Origin of the sequence: Pseudoalteromonas sp. SG43-8 (genome assembly GCF_014164245.1) — a bacterium.
Lineage (GTDB): Bacteria > Pseudomonadota > Gammaproteobacteria > Enterobacterales > Alteromonadaceae > Pseudoalteromonas > Pseudoalteromonas distincta.
In genome coordinates this window covers 154,396-169,328 of record NZ_JACJEX010000004.1, presented here as the reverse complement: position 1 = coordinate 169,328, position 14,933 = coordinate 154,396, and the positions used below count along the sequence as shown (strand labels likewise).

The window sequence follows — 14,933 nt, the reverse complement described above, 5'->3', positions numbered from 1 at the left end:
TGAGGACTGTTGCCAGTGTAGAATGATGACGACCTTTATAAAAGGTTTTCTTTCTTAACTCTCACAGTTAGACCTACAATTTGTTTTTTTTGGAGAAAGATCCGTGCAAGAATACGTTCTCTGGTATCAAGAGCTTGGTATGCAAGATGTTCCTCGAGTTGGCGGTAAAAACGCGTCACTTGGCGAAATGATTTCAAACCTCGCAAACGCAGGTGTACAAGTACCGGGTGGTTTTGCAACTACCGCAGATGCTTTTAATGAGTTTCTAGATCAATCAGGACTCACCGCCAAAATTCATGACATCCTAGATACACTGGATGTTGATGATGTAAATACACTCGCTAAAGTCGGTGCCGATATCCGCCAATGGATAATCGACACACCATTCCAACCAAACCTAGATCAAGCCATTCGCGACGCATATAGCCAACTCCATGGCGATACTGCAGCAGATGTTTCATTTGCAGTACGTTCATCAGCTACCGCTGAAGATATGCCAGATGCATCATTCGCAGGCCAACAAGAAACTTTCCTTAACGTTGTCGGTATCGATTCAGTCATGGTCGCTATTAAACACGTATTTGCTTCATTATTTAATGACCGCGCAATCTCATATCGTGTTCACCAAGGTTACGATCACCGTGGTGTAGCGTTATCAGCAGGTATACAGCGCATGGTACGTTCAGATAAGTCAGCATCTGGCGTAATGTTTAGTATTGATACAGAGTCTGGTTTTGAAGACGTTGTATTTATTACATCAAGCTACGGCTTAGGTGAAATGGTTGTACAGGGCGCGGTTAACCCTGATGAATTTTATGTTCATAAACCAACACTCCTTAAAAATAAACCTTCAGTAGTACGTCGTAATATTGGCTCTAAAGCCATACAAATGATTTACTCAGAAGACAAAGCACATGGTAAGCAAGTAGACATCGTTGATGTTGACCCTGAGCTTTCTAATAAATTTTCGATTACAGATGAAGAAGTGCAAGATCTTGCCAAACAAGCTGTAATCATTGAAAAACATTACGGTCGTCCTATGGACATCGAATGGGCAAAAGACGGAAACGACGGCAAACTATATATAGTTCAAGCACGTCCAGAAACTGTCCGCTCAAACGAAGACTCAAACGTAATGGAACGTTTTCAATTAAATGGCACAAGTAATGTACTTGTTGAAGGCCGTGCAATTGGTCACAAAATTGGTAGCGGTGTTGTACGTGTTCTTGATTCAATCAAAGAAATGGATCAGGTACAAGTAGGCGACATTTTAGTTACCGATATGACCGACCCTGATTGGGAACCAATCATGAAACGTGCAGCAGCGATTGTTACAAATCGTGGTGGCCGTACGTGTCACGCGGCAATAATTGCACGCGAACTTGGTATTCCAGCAGTTGTTGGTTGTGGTAATGCAACTGATTTAATTAAAGCGGGACAAGAAGTAACAGTATCGTGCGCCGAAGGCGATACCGGCTTTATTTACGAAGGTATTTTAGATTTTGAAATACTAACGTCACGCGTTGATAAAATGCCAGAACTACCAATGAAAGTAATGATGAACGTGGGTAACCCCGATCGCGCCTTTGACTTTGCACGCTTACCGCATGCAGGTGTTGGCCTTGCGCGAGTTGAATTTATTATCAACCGTATGATTGGCGTTCACCCTAAAGCGTTATTAAATTTTGATGCGCAAACAGATGCATTAAAAGCAGAAATTACTGACATGATTGCCGGTTACGAATCACCAGTAGAGTTTTACATAACAAAACTGGTTGAAGGTATTTCAACGCTTGGTTGTGCTTTTGCACCGGAGCGTGTAATTGTGCGTATGTCTGATTTTAAATCAAACGAATACGCAAACCTAGTTGGTGGCCAGCAATACGAGCCAGAAGAAGAAAACCCAATGATTGGTTTTCGTGGCGCCGCACGTTATATCTCTGAAGACTTCCGCGATTGTTTTGCACTAGAATGTGAAGCTATAAAACGCGTAAGAAACGACATGGATATGGCAAACATTGAAATCATGATCCCATTCGTACGTACCCTTGAAGAAGGTAAACGCGTAATTGAACTACTAGAAGAGCATGGCCTTAAACGTGGTGAAAATGGTCTTAAAGTAATCATGATGTGTGAGCTGCCTTCAAATGCATTACTTGCTGATGAATTTTTAGAAATGTTTGATGGTTTTTCTATCGGCTCTAACGATTTAACACAGTTAACGCTTGGTCTTGATCGTGATTCAGGTTTAATCGCACATTTATTTGATGAGCGTAACCCAGCAATTAAAAAACTACTTTCTATGGCAATTAAAACAGCTAAAGAAAAAGGCAAGTACGTAGGTATTTGTGGTCAAGGTCCTTCAGATCACGAAGACTTTGCAGCATGGTTAGTAGAGCAGGGCATTGACTCTGTTTCACTAAACCCAGACACAGTAATAGAAACATGGTTATACCTAGCTAAAAAATTAGCAAAGTAATAAATAGGTAAGCTATAAAAAATGCCAGCAATGTATTGCTGGCATTTTTTTATAACCAATTAAAAGTTAAATTAACGGGCTAATTTTTTATCTAAATAAGCACATGATTTAGTTAACGCCTTTTGACAAAGTGATAAGTAATGTCGCGCTTTAGGGTAGTAAAACGAAAAACACAATAAACCCGCCATAAAAAATATAATCGATGGGCCAGGGACGATCGCAAAAAATAATCCTAGCAAAATAAATAGCACGCCACTGATCTGTAATAGTAATTTTTTCATATAACACACCTCATTACTCGTTAACTTGAGTATAATTTAAGCTGCATTAAAATCGACTAAAAGAGTGTTACAAACTGTAAAATCTTCAATTTCTATTCGCCATCACCATGATATAATTAGTCAAATGCCCTAAAATATCGCCGTCATGATAGCAACAATTACACAGCAAGATGCCGCGACAGAACTTGTCGCAAATTACCTAGATACCATTGCAAGCCAAGGTTTTAGTGGAGATACCGATGCCAGTTATGCAACGCGTATTACTGCTTCAACCGATAACAGTGTGTATCAGGAAATACCCCAAGGTGTTATTTTTCCAAAAAATGAAAAAGATATTCAACTCGCACTTCAAACTGCATCTCGCGACCCATTTTTATCATTAACTTTTGGCCCTCGTGGTGGCGGAACAGGTACTAACGGTCAATCGTTAACACCAGGTATTGTTGTAGATTTGTCTCGCTATATGCGCGAAATCCTCGAAATAAATGTAGAAGAAGGCTGGGTACGCGTTCAAACTGGCGTAATAAAAGATCAACTTAATGACTTTTTAAAACCTTATGGTTTTTTCTTCTCGCCCGATTTATCTACCAGTAACAGAGCAACTATTGGTGGCATGATAAGTACTGACGCATCTGGGCAAGGTTCGTTAGTTTACGGAAAAACAAGCGATCATGTTTTAGGGCTTACAACTTATTTAGTCGATGGTACACCTATGTGTACCTCACCAATAAACATCGACAAAGCAAAAATTATAGCCGAGCAAGACTCTTTAATTGGTAGTTTATATAAAACAGTTTTAGATATTTCAGTTAATGAACGCGCAGCTATTTTAGCAAAGTTTCCACGGTTAAATAGGTTTTTAACCGGTTACGACCTAGAGCATGTGCTAAGTAATGACTTACTTACTTTTGACATGAGCCGACTAATAACAGGTTCAGAAGGCTCATTGGGTATAGTAACTGAAGCTAAATTAAACCTAACACCGATTGCTGAATTTAAAACCCTTATAAATATCAAGTACGATAGCTTTGATTCAGCACTTCGTCATTCACCGTTTTTAGTTGATGCACGCGCAACATCGGTAGAAACCGTAGATAGCAAAGTTTTAAACTTAGCGCGTGAAGATATCATTTGGAATTTAGTATCGGACTTAATAACCGACGTACCAAATAAAGATATGCAAGGCCTTAACATGGTCGAGTTTAATGCAGTATCAAACGATGATATAAAAGACAAAGTAGACACGCTTTGTAAACTTCTAGACGAATGCGTAGCAAATCAAACTAATGGCGTTATTGGTTATCAGTTAACCAGTGATAAAAGCGATATACTAAAAATTTACGCAATGCGTAAAAAATCAGTCGGTTTATTAGGTAATGTAAAAGGCAGTCAAAAACCACTCGCCTTTGCAGAAGACACCGCAGTACCGCCTGAAAATTTAGCTGATTATATTGTCGAATTTAGAGCATTACTCGACAGCCATAATTTACAGTATGGTATGTTTGGCCATGTTGACGCAGGCGTTTTACACGTACGCCCAGCACTTGATATGTGCGACCCAGAACAAGAAAAACTACTTAGAACTATTTCAGATCAGGTAGTAAAACTAACCGCTAAGTATGGCGGTTTAATGTGGGGCGAGCACGGTAAAGGTTACCGAAGTGAATATAGTCCTGAATTTTTTGGTGAGCATTTATATACGCAACTTCGTAAAATAAAAACAGCTTTCGATCCTAATAATCGTATTAACCCTGGTAAAATATGTACTCCTATCGATAGTGAAGACTCACTAGTTAGTGTGGATGGACAAAAGAGATCACACTTCGATAAGCAAATATCAATAGAAGTTAAAACCAGTTTTAACAATGCAATGACCTGTAATGGTAATGGCATATGCTTTAATTACGATGAAAATTCACCTATGTGTCCATCGTATAAAGTAACTGGCGATCGTCGTAATTCACCAAAAGGTCGCGCAAGTTTAATGCGCGAATGGCTTCGATTACAAGAGTCAAAAAATGTAGATTTACTCGAAGTAGAAAAGCAGCTTAACAAAGGTGAAGTAATCACCTGGTGGGAACGTTTCGTTCATAGCCGCGAAAAACGAAAAGGTATTTACGATTTTTCTCACGAAGTAAAAGCGTCAATGGATGAATGTTTAGCATGTAAAGCATGTACAACTGCTTGCCCAATTAAAGTAGATGTTCCTACTTTTCGTTCGCGCTTTTTAAATTATTATCATAGTTATTATGCGCGTCCGCTAAAAGATTACCTTGTTGGTAATATAGAAAACAGCGCGCCATTAATGGCAAAGTTTGCAAAAGTTATAAACCCAATTGTTAAAACATCATTAGTAAGCAATGTTATTAAAAAAACAGTTGGCTATGTTGATACACCACAGTTAAGTATTCCTGCACTTTCAAAGCGTGTTACTAAAACACAAAAATTTGATTTTGATTTATTAAATAAATTAAATGCAGAGCAACAAAGTGAATATGTATTAATAGTACAAGACCCATTTACGAGCTTTTACGAAGCCGAACTAGTAGAAAGTTTTATTACTTTAATAACCCAACTTGGCAAAAAACCAATGCTATTACCTTTTAAACCAAATGGTAAACCGCAACACGTAAAAGGTTTTTTGCATGAATTTAAAGTTACAGCTAAAAATGCAGCTGAGTTTTTAAATAAATTAAATGATATTAATGCACCGCTAGTCGGTTTAGATGCGTCACTCGTTATGTGTTACCGCGATGAATATAATACAATTTTAGAAAATAACCGTGGTGAATTTAATGTGCAACTTGCGCATGAATGGTTAGAAACACAATCGTTTAAAACACTCAGTGCAAAACAAAATACAGATACCGAATTTACATTATTGAGTCATTGTACTGAAACAACTGCACTGCCAAAAGCAGCAAATGTTTGGCAAACAATCTTCAGTGATATTGGTTTAACATTAAAAACAACAAATACAGGTTGCTGTGGAATGGCGGGGACTTATGGCCACGAAGCACAAAATCAAGATAACTCACGTGCACTTTACGAAATGAGTTGGAAACCAATTGTAGATAAAAATAAACCAGAGCAACTTTTATCTACGGGCTTTTCTTGTCGTAGCCAAGTTAAACGTTTTGAGAAATTTAAACCAAAACACCCAATTGAATTACTCGCACAGGTACTTAGCTAATAAAAGTTAAAAAAGGCGTAACTTAAAAATAAGTTACGCCTTTTTTTATTAATACCCATTCGCTTAATTAAATGATCGTTTTTGATGCTGGAAAAACGCCTTGATACCTCGGCAAAAAATTCACTAATTTTTATAAAAGCTATTTAGATTTTTTAGCGAAACTGTCTGCAATTGGCTTTGTACTTATACCGTGAATAAATACACTAAACAAAATAGTCGTCATTGCTATTGTCGCAATTTGATATTTGTTTTCTATTTGCGTATCAATCACCATCAATGTAAAAACAATTGATGCTAATCCTCTTGGTCCAAACCACGCAAATGTAAAACGCTCTTTAATATTCAATGCCGTAAACTGCAGTGACAACATAACAGGAATTATTCTAATTAATGTTGTACTTAATAAAGCGTAAATTATAATTTCAGTATTTAATTTCGGGATAACTAAGTAAGCACAAACAAACCCAAACAAACACCAAATCATTAGCGATGTAAAATCTGCGATGTGTTCTGAGTCTTCAATTAATTCTGTTCTAACTTCTTCAGTCGAAAATTTATCAAATAATAAACCTGCAATAAACACCGCAATAAATCCACTGCCATGAAAATACTGAGTGACAGAAAACACAGCCATAGCAAAACCAAGTAATAAAAATGGACTGGTATTTTGTGCAAAGTAATGACGTTTCATTGCAAAGTTTAAACTCGGTATAAAAACAGCGATACTTGTAATAGCTACTAATAGTGCCAGGCCAAGCTCTCGGCCAAACACACTTAATGTTTGTGTTGCAGTAATAGCTGAGTCAGGATTTTCAGCGAGTAATATAAATATTAAAAATATAGGTACGCATAATCCATCGTTCAAACCACTTTCAGTATTTATTCCTTCGCGTATTTTTTCAGGCACTTGTGTACTTGCTAGTAACCCTTTACTTAATGCCGCATCAGTAGGTGTTAAAATAATAGCGAGCAACGCCGCTTGAATAAGTGAAAGCTCAGCAAAGAAAAATAAAGCAACAGCAATACCGAGTAATAAAGTTAAGGGTAGGGCAACAAACAACAGTAAACTAGGATACTGAAAACTATGCCTTAATACACTTAACTTTGATTTAGCTGCATCAGAAAATAAAAATATACTTAGCGTAAGCTCTATAAATGGTAATAAAAGATCAACGCCTTCTTTTATTTTATCCCCTTCGTTGGGTAGCATTAAAGCTAAACATATTCCTCCAACAACAAAAAACATTGGGCCTGTTACTTCTGTTTTTTCTAACTGGCGAAGTGTTAAAGAATAAATTAAAAATAGTCCGCCTATAAATGATATTACTAAATACTCCATTAAATTTTCCTTTTAAGTCCTGATTTTGCTCGCTCTTTAATATTTGTTTGAATATAAATTTGATCGGTAGTCGCAATTTTAGAATGGCCTAAATCTTCTGATAAATGTTTGAGCGGTCTGGTTTGCGCATCATGTGTAGCACCAGTATGACGAAGCCAATGTGCAGTTGCAGCGCCAAGTTGTTCAGCGTCATCTTTAAAACCATCATCAAGTAATGATTGCTGAGCATAATCAAAACTTTGTTGAACTAATCGCCTAATTTGCCTTACGGTCATACCACCTTGACCGCGAATTTTATGAACTAACGGCTCAGATTCATCAACTCGAGGAAGGGCAGGTAGCCCTCGATATAACCTGTATCGTTTTAAATATTCAACAAAATCATCACTTAAGGTTACATCTCGTAATTTATTACCTTTACCCATTATACGTAAAAACCAAAATCCATCATTATCTTGCCAAAAATGAGACATTACCGGCGACCATTGTGGGCGCTCAGATAATTCTGATATTCGTAAATAAAGACCTTTTAGGCAGGCAAGCGTAAATAAATTTCGCTCTAAATCAGGGTTATGTTCGCATAAATCACGCGTTACACCAAAAACGTATTCCCATTGAATATCACTTAATGTATCAGGAATTTGAATTTGTGATTGAACAACTAAATATGGGCTATTTTTTTTAACAACAGGGACAAAGTTCGCAAATGTTTTTTCTTCGAGTAGGGCAAACTTATAAAATACATTTAAGGCAGTAAACATGGCCGATAAAGTTTGTTGGCTGGCGGTTGATTCTTTTAGCATAAAAGGGCGCCAATTTTGATTTAACCTACGAATTCCTTGCTCATCTTTATAACGCCATTGCACTGAAGTTGCAGCCCAGGTTTTATCGGGTTCGACCATAAAATCAACGTAAGCTTCAATATCTTCACGTTTTAAATCGAATACTGATTTTTCTGCTATTAACCACGACCATAAATAAAAGCGTTCAAGTTCATTTCGAAAACGGCTATAAGTCGCTTCTGATTTTCTGCCATAAACATATAAAAACTGATATAAGAATGTCAGATCGGCTTTTGATTCAGTTACAGTCAAGCCAACTTCCTGTATAAAGGATGCAAGTTCTGGGTATTCTGAATTTAGAGTACCGTCATCTAGATGGGCAATTTGATATCTTAATTGTTTTAACGTATCAACCAAAGCAACAAGCATAATGTATAAATATTCAATTAAATAATAGGCTTACAGAATAACGTTAAAGTCCGATACTGTCTAGTATTGGACATAGTAAAGCTCTAATTATTTTAATACTGTGATTATTCTATGGTTGTTGGTTGCTATATCTTATTAAGGAAATAATTATGAAAAAACTAATTATACTAAGCGTACTGGCTTTAACTGTTGCGTTAACTGGGTGTGCTACTACAGGTAGTGCATCACCAAGCGAAAAACGTTCACTTGTACAAAGTATGAAAACAAACACATTAGATAAATTATACGCTGAAAAACCTGACGTTAAAAAACAAATTGCTAATTCGGCTGGTTACGCTGTTTTTGATAACGCGAACGTAAATGTTGTTTTAGCCAGTTTTGGTGGCGGTTACGGCGTAGTTAAAAATAACCTTACTGGTAAATCGACTTACATGAATATGGGTGAGGCCGGTTTAGGGCTTGGTTTAGGTGTAAAAGATTTTAACGTTGTAATGGTTTTTCATAATCAAGCAGCACTAAATAGATTTATTGAACATGGTTGGGCATTTGGCGGAAACGCTGATGCAGCAGCTAAATATGAAGATAAAGGCGGTGCATTGGTTGCCGAAGCGATTGCAGATCAAGTAACTGTATATTCTGTAACCGAAAATGGCCTTGCACTACAAGCTGTATTAAAAGGAACTAAGTTTTGGGTTGATTCAGAGCTTAATTAACCACCAAATTACTCTCCTAAAAGCGAGCTGGTTTGTATAATCATGCTCGCTTTATTAAAACCCAATTAATTTAACATAACGTAATTTATGAGCTGTCATTTACACCTCAGTATACTCGTTATTCGATAAACACCTTATTTAATATATGTTTACAAAATTGCCTGAGCACTAAAGGATAAACCGATAATCTTCATGATAAAATAAATTAATTTTTATAATAGTTAAACTGAAAGGATATTGATAGATGCAAGGGATTAAGGATTTGACAGAGATTGAACGGCTAAATTTCCTGAAAACAATTCAATTAGGCTGCTCTTCACAGAATGAATTTGAATCATATGTTGATGAATATAAAGGTAATCTTAAAAAAGAGGAAGTATTAAGACGAATCAAAGGACTATTTTTAGAAGATGAATTTTTATTACTAAGTAAGACTATGGGTTCGTGCTCACTCATAAATTCTGTCGATCAGTCAATCGCCATTAATCACAAATTAAAAGTTCCTGACTTCTTAGCATCTTTTAATTTAGATAACTCATATTACGATAAAAGATTAATAAATCTAAAGTTCAATTCTTTTATAGAAGCTAAATCGTCAAATTTTGACAAGACAAGTAAAATATCGAAAGCCTTTATTAATAAATACTCCGATTTTTCAGAGCAATATAATATGCCATTGATTTTTGCATCTAGGTTGAATTTAAATAATTTACCGATGTGGATTATGCAAACAGATAAACAACTTATTGCCTCAGGGAGATCTTCTTCCCCTACTTCAATGTTTGATTCAATTGGTCATCACATCTTCAATGATTTTTTCATACAAAGCTTACAAGATATTTATATTGATTGTATTTATAATAGTACTATCACAGAATTGAATGTTTATTCAGAAAAATTTGGATATTTAGAATCAGTTACTATTACAATAGGGTCTGAAAAATTCGAGTTAGACAAGCATAATATATCTCTGTATTCATTTATTAATAACTTTACTGGTTATAGGTCTTTAGGTACTAATAAAGTATTTGATAAAATTATTGATAGAGCGATTATTCCTAAATTAAGTATGGGATTGTTAAGCTCTATGATTATAAAATCAAACTACTCTTTATTAAGTATGGACGGAGAAAAATATACTTCAGCTGCAAAATTCTTATCCATGGTTAACTCTGGAAAAACTAGATATATAGATCGTGATTTATTCATCCAAGGTTTGACTTTTTTCAATAATATTACACCTACTTTTATTACTCTTAGTATCGGTAAATGTAATAAAAAAAATATTGATACATTACTAAGTTTAAAAAAAACATGATCTCGATTCTGTTTTATTTGATGTCTAATTTACTAGCCAATTTTTTATCAAACGCTTCAGCCAATTTTTCAGTTTCACTAAAAACAGTATTCCAATATTTAATACGTGTATCTGCATCGAGATCAGTAAAATCGTTTCTGTCTGGGATTTTTCCGTACGGTAAGCTTGCTACAAATTCTTTTGATGGGGTGATCATCACTACGTTATCGTAATTTTGTGGTGATACTTTACGTTTTAAATTTTTATCGAACCACCCTGCTTTTGGGTCGCTATTAAAATGCGGATATAAAATTAAGCCTGGGTTATTAATTTTTAAATCAAAATGGTAGTCGATAATTCCGCCATCGCGATATATTCCTTGCGGCGAGCCTGCAATATTTTTTATGCCTTGCATAACAAGTGGTATTGAACCCGATGCAAGTAACGCGTCTTTTAAATTATTTTGAGTAAGCGCTATGTTTTGCGTTTTAAAATTGTAGCTATCGGTAATTGATAAGTCACTTGTTGCTGGGCCAAATATAAAACGCTCATACTGTGAGCCTAATAATTTTCGGTTAACGCGGTTTAGCATATAACTTTTTGATAAACCCAGTAGTTGTATTAATTTATTTTCGCTGGCAATAAAGCCATTTGATTTTGCCACTATAAAGTGTGCTTTAAATGTTGGATTATTAATAATTTCGGTTACGCCGTTATCGCCAAAAACATCTTCAAGTAATGCGCGCGCTTTTATTGTTATTTCACTTGGTGTTGGTTTATTACTTGAGTATCTAGTTTGCGAATACGATTTTGCCAAGCGCTCAATGGCAACAACGGGATCGTTTTGTGCAAAACACGCAGAGCGAAAAGCGCCGGCAGATGACCCAATTAAATTAAGTGGTTGGGTACGATTTTTAAAAAATTCACCAAAAATATATTTATCTAAGCCAAATAAAGTAAACCATTTAGGGCCGCCACTTGCACCTAAAAAAGAGGTGAAAAGTTCAGGTTTAAAACCCTGTTCGTTAATAATTTTAGCCGCTGTTTTCCCTGCGTGAATCTCGATCATCTAAAAAATTGTGCCTTTTATTTTGGTTGCTTTAGTTATTTTCATAATACTTAAAGTGAATATTTATGCAAAATGAAAAGCGGCTTTATGTTGCCATAAAACCGCTTTTTATAGTTAAGTGTGCTTAAAGTACGTGAATTAATCCCAAATGCCGTCTTCGCATTTGCCCTGTACTTTTACATCTTTTACTTTAAATTCGGGCTCTAAACCTTTGTCTCTTTGTGCGTGGTAATCGCTCGTAACAGACAAAATAGTCGGCGTTAACAGTATAATAGCGATAACGTTAACCACTGTCATTAACCCTAAGGCAATATCGGCTAAATCCCAGACTTCTTTTAATGTGGCCGACGCGCCCCACAACATCATTGATAAATAAAGCAAAGTGTAAATGCCGCGCCCTACTTTGTTGTCGAGCTTAAATAAGTGCAAGTTGCTCTCTGCATAGGCGTAGTTTGCCACCACCGATGTAAAAGCAAATAAGGTAATAGCAGCTGCTACAAAGTAAACACCGCCTTGTGCTAAATGAGCGGTCATCGCGCTTTGTGTTAAACGAATGCCTTCCATTTCACCGCTTATGTCTATATCGGCTAATAAAATGATCACCGCGGTACAGCTACACAGTACTATTGTATCGAAAAATACGCCTAGCATTTGTATGTAACCTTGCGTTACTGGGTGATTAGGAATTGGGCTGGCACTAGCTGAAGCATGCGGAACACTACCTGCACCGGCTTCATTAGAATATAAACCACGTTGAATACCGTTTTTAATGGCTGCGCCCATTGCACCCGCTCCGGCTTCTTGTAAACCAAACGCCGATAAAAATATATCTTTAAGCATGACGGGTACTTGCGTGAAATTTATAATCGTAATAATAACGGCGGCAAGTACAAACACAATGCCCATTATTGGCACAACACGCTCTGCAAATCGGGCAATTGCTTTAAAGCCACCGAGTATAATTGAGCCGGCTAGTACGGTAATAACCAGGCCTGAATAAAATGTAGGAACTTCAAACGCGTAATTAAGTGCGTCGGTAATTGTGTTAGTTTGCATTGCGCTAAACGTAAAGCCGTAACCTAAAAATAAACACGCGGCAAACACAATGGCAAACGCCCGGCTACCCAAACCTTGTTGAATATAATACGCAGGGCCGCCTCTAAACTCGCCGCCACTATCGCGCACTTTATATACTTGCCCAAGTACGCTTTCAGCAAAGCCTGTAGCCATACCCAATATGGCTATTACCCACATCCAAAATATAGCGCCGCTGCCGCCAAGTGAAATTGCCACTGCCACACCGGCTAAATTACCGGTACCTACTCGTGCGCAAAGCCCTGTACACAACGCTTGGAATGAGGAAATGTCGTTTTTTTTACATTTACTACTGCCTTTTAAAAGGCTAAACATATGTTTAAATTTAAGTATTTGAATTGCTTTTAATCGTACTGAAAACCATACCCCCGTAAACAAGAGTATATAAATAAGTACTTGCCCTTCTCCCCATAAAAGGTTGTTTACGCTTTTGACGACGGTATCGAACATTACTAATCCCTTTTTATTTTATACTTTTACTTTATGTTAGCACCGACTTTAAACTCTGCATGTAGCGCTACTTAACTTAAAAACTCCGGCAGCTCATTATGCATTAAACATAATAGTGTTTAAGTTTGGCTTTACCCCATATTTAAGTGTGTATTGATGTTTAATAATCTGTAAGCAAGCACATTTAATACTGAATTTTATTTCTATAAAGGTGAATAATAAATCACAACTACACTTTATATTGATTAGTTAAAAAATCAATAATATCTTTTTAAAATTCAGTATTTTGTTTTGCGTATGCGCATGCGTGCGGGATGCAATAGTTTTTATTTTGATGCAGTAAGGTTTAGGCGTAATGATGATTAAGAATGGAAAAAAATAGCGCATGAAGTTATGCGCTTTTTTTTAAATTATATTTAATTGGCTATCGCTGTATTACTTAGTTATAGCTGTATTGTGTAGGTGTACTGTAATGGTTGTTGCTGTTAATCTGTAAATTTTGCATTGCTAAGTATGAGCGACCGGCATCTAAGCCTAATTTATGATCAAAACGTAAATCGTTATTTGAACTACCTAATAATTTGCTATGCAGTTTTTCGTCTGCAAAAATTTGTATTATTTCCACATCACTTGGTGGATTTGCAATAAACTCAAGCTCATCTAAATACGCTTTTTCGTGCTGTATTAAGTAGTCCAATGTTTTTGGACAATAGCCTGATGCTATAGCAAATGTTCTTAGCTTTTGTACCCATGCAGATTGCGCCTGAAAATTAGCGTCAACCGTTCTTATTACAACAATTTTACGAGCACCTCGGTTGTAAGCCTCACGCACGGGGAGTGGAGCGGCTAAACCGCCGTCTAGATAAAAATCGCTCTGTGCTTGTTCTTCAACAAGATGTGTTTCATTCGCTGCTTTTGCGTTTAACCAAGGTGTTAACTTTACACCTTGTTTGTATAAAAACGGAAGTGCGCTAGAAGCCTTTAACAAATCACGCCATTGGCCACTCTCACCTGTAGGCGATAAGTAATAAGCTTTTCTGTCCCGTGCATTAGTGGCTGTTATAAGTAGTTCACGCGCGCCTAAACTCGTTTTAGCTGTTTTAAAATCTATGGCTCTTTTTACCTCGGTGGTTTTGTCAAAGTACCAATCTAAATCAACTATGTGTTTACCCACTAATCCGCGAACAAGCTGAAAAAAACGTTTGTTACGCGAAAGCCCTCTTATCAGGCGTTTGGCATAGCCTTTTTGACGCGCTAAGTAACTAGTTAAGTTTTGCGAACCCGCTGAGGTACCAATGAATAAATCGAATGGGTCATATTCTTGCTCTAACCACGCATCAAGTACGCCAGCTGTGAAGATCCCTCGCTGCCCGCCACCTTCAGCAATCAGTGCAACTTTTGGCTGCGCTGTTTTGTTAACTGAATTAGCTGTTGCGGTGTTTAGAGAGTTCACGGTGTACCTGCCTTTAATTTTATGATGTCTGGTTTAATAGATACATTATAAGAAACAAAAGTGATATCTTAAAATTGATTGTTTAAATCAGTTCAATTGAAAAAACAGAACGGTATATAAAGCAAAATATGTACTAAAAATAGCAATCAAATTTACTTTGAATATTTAAATAACAAATACAGACATCACTTAAAGTTAATAAAATGAGTTAAAAAAGTTTAACTTTTGATGATGTCTGTATGTTAACAAGCCCAGGGTGTACGCTTGCTTAACTAACTATATTCTAGTGTTTTATTTCCATTAAAATTTCGAGTGCACGGTGGCGTTTTTCACTATCGAATACATCATTGGTA

General features: G+C 36.5%; 10 protein-coding genes. 4 read left to right on the top strand and 6 right to left on the bottom strand.

Annotation, left to right across the window (positions count from 1 at the left end; all coding sequences use genetic code 11):
• Positions 1-103 precede the first annotated feature (103 nt).
• The gene (gene ppsA, locus H5122_RS10215) at positions 104-2,479 is read left to right on the top strand and encodes a phosphoenolpyruvate synthase (RefSeq protein ID WP_007378803.1); all 2,376 of its coding nucleotides are present in this window, start codon (positions 104-106) and stop codon (positions 2,477-2,479) included.
• Between the two features lie 71 nt (positions 2,480-2,550).
• On the opposite strand, the gene H5122_RS10210 is transcribed toward ppsA, so the two are convergent.
• Positions 2,551-2,760: a PGPGW domain-containing protein gene (locus H5122_RS10210; RefSeq protein WP_165723774.1), complete on the bottom strand. Its 210-nt coding sequence runs from the start codon at positions 2,758-2,760 to the stop codon at positions 2,551-2,553.
• Positions 2,761-2,905: 145 nt separating this feature from the next.
• On the opposite strand from H5122_RS10210, the gene H5122_RS10205 reads away from it, so the two are divergent.
• Positions 2,906-5,953, top strand: coding sequence for an FAD-binding and (Fe-S)-binding domain-containing protein (locus H5122_RS10205; protein WP_182681929.1), 3,048 nt, complete (start codon positions 2,906-2,908; stop codon positions 5,951-5,953).
• A gap of 139 nt (positions 5,954-6,092) precedes the next feature.
• Here the strand turns inward: H5122_RS10205 and H5122_RS10200 are convergent, their stop codons facing one another.
• Entirely contained in the window at positions 6,093-7,292 is a 1,200-nt protein-coding gene (locus H5122_RS10200) for a sodium:proton antiporter (RefSeq protein ID WP_182681930.1), read from the bottom strand.
• Complete coding sequence (locus H5122_RS10195; protein WP_149614960.1) at positions 7,292-8,503, bottom strand: tyrosine-type recombinase/integrase; 1,212 nt, start codon at positions 8,501-8,503, stop codon at positions 7,292-7,294. Before H5122_RS10195 ends, H5122_RS10200 begins: the two co-directional genes overlap by 1 nt.
• A 149-nt stretch (positions 8,504-8,652) precedes the next feature.
• Between H5122_RS10195 and H5122_RS10190 the strand changes: the two genes are divergently transcribed.
• On the top strand, positions 8,653-9,216 hold the full coding sequence (locus H5122_RS10190; RefSeq protein ID WP_024605345.1) for a YSC84-related protein: 564 nt from the start codon (positions 8,653-8,655) through the stop codon (positions 9,214-9,216).
• A 244-nt stretch (positions 9,217-9,460) separates the two neighbouring features.
• Positions 9,461-10,534: a hypothetical protein gene (locus tag H5122_RS10185; RefSeq protein WP_182681931.1), complete on the top strand. Its 1,074-nt coding sequence runs from the start codon at positions 9,461-9,463 to the stop codon at positions 10,532-10,534.
• A gap of 13 nt (positions 10,535-10,547) precedes the next feature.
• Here the strand turns inward: H5122_RS10185 and H5122_RS10180 are convergent, their stop codons facing one another.
• The 3 genes from H5122_RS10180 to H5122_RS10170 all read right to left on the bottom strand — a co-directional run bounded on the left by H5122_RS10180 (position 10,548) and on the right by H5122_RS10170 (position 14,580).
• Complete coding sequence (locus H5122_RS10180) at positions 10,548-11,582, bottom strand: patatin-like phospholipase family protein (RefSeq protein WP_182681932.1); 1,035 nt, start codon at positions 11,580-11,582, stop codon at positions 10,548-10,550.
• Positions 11,583-11,720: 138 nt separating this feature from the next.
• Positions 11,721-13,127, bottom strand: coding sequence for a sodium:alanine symporter family protein (locus H5122_RS10175; RefSeq protein WP_182681933.1), 1,407 nt, complete (start codon positions 13,125-13,127; stop codon positions 11,721-11,723).
• Positions 13,128-13,566: 439 nt separating this feature from the next.
• Positions 13,567-14,580 (bottom strand): patatin family protein, encoded by a 1,014-nt coding sequence (locus tag H5122_RS10170; RefSeq protein WP_182681934.1) that lies wholly within the window; start codon positions 14,578-14,580, stop codon positions 13,567-13,569.
• Positions 14,581-14,933: the final 353 nt, after the last annotated feature.

Excerpts from the sequence above, each read along its gene's own strand:
- H5122_RS10210 (WP_165723774.1), bottom strand. The coding sequence starts at position 2,760 with ATGAAAAAATTACTATTACAGATCAGTGGCGTGCTATTTATTTTGCTA.
- H5122_RS10205 (WP_182681929.1), top strand. The coding sequence starts at position 2,906 with ATGATAGCAACAATTACACAGCAAGATGCCGCGACAGAACTTGTCGCA.
- H5122_RS10200 (WP_182681930.1), bottom strand. The coding sequence starts at position 7,292 with ATGGAGTATTTAGTAATATCATTTATAGGCGGACTATTTTTAATTTAT.
- H5122_RS10195 (WP_149614960.1), bottom strand. The coding sequence starts at position 8,503 with ATGCTTGTTGCTTTGGTTGATACGTTAAAACAATTAAGATATCAAATT.
- H5122_RS10190 (WP_024605345.1), top strand. The coding sequence starts at position 8,653 with ATGAAAAAACTAATTATACTAAGCGTACTGGCTTTAACTGTTGCGTTA.
- H5122_RS10185 (WP_182681931.1), top strand. The coding sequence starts at position 9,461 with ATGCAAGGGATTAAGGATTTGACAGAGATTGAACGGCTAAATTTCCTG.
- H5122_RS10180 (WP_182681932.1), bottom strand. The coding sequence starts at position 11,582 with ATGATCGAGATTCACGCAGGGAAAACAGCGGCTAAAATTATTAACGAA.
- H5122_RS10175 (WP_182681933.1), bottom strand. The coding sequence starts at position 13,127 with ATGTTCGATACCGTCGTCAAAAGCGTAAACAACCTTTTATGGGGAGAA.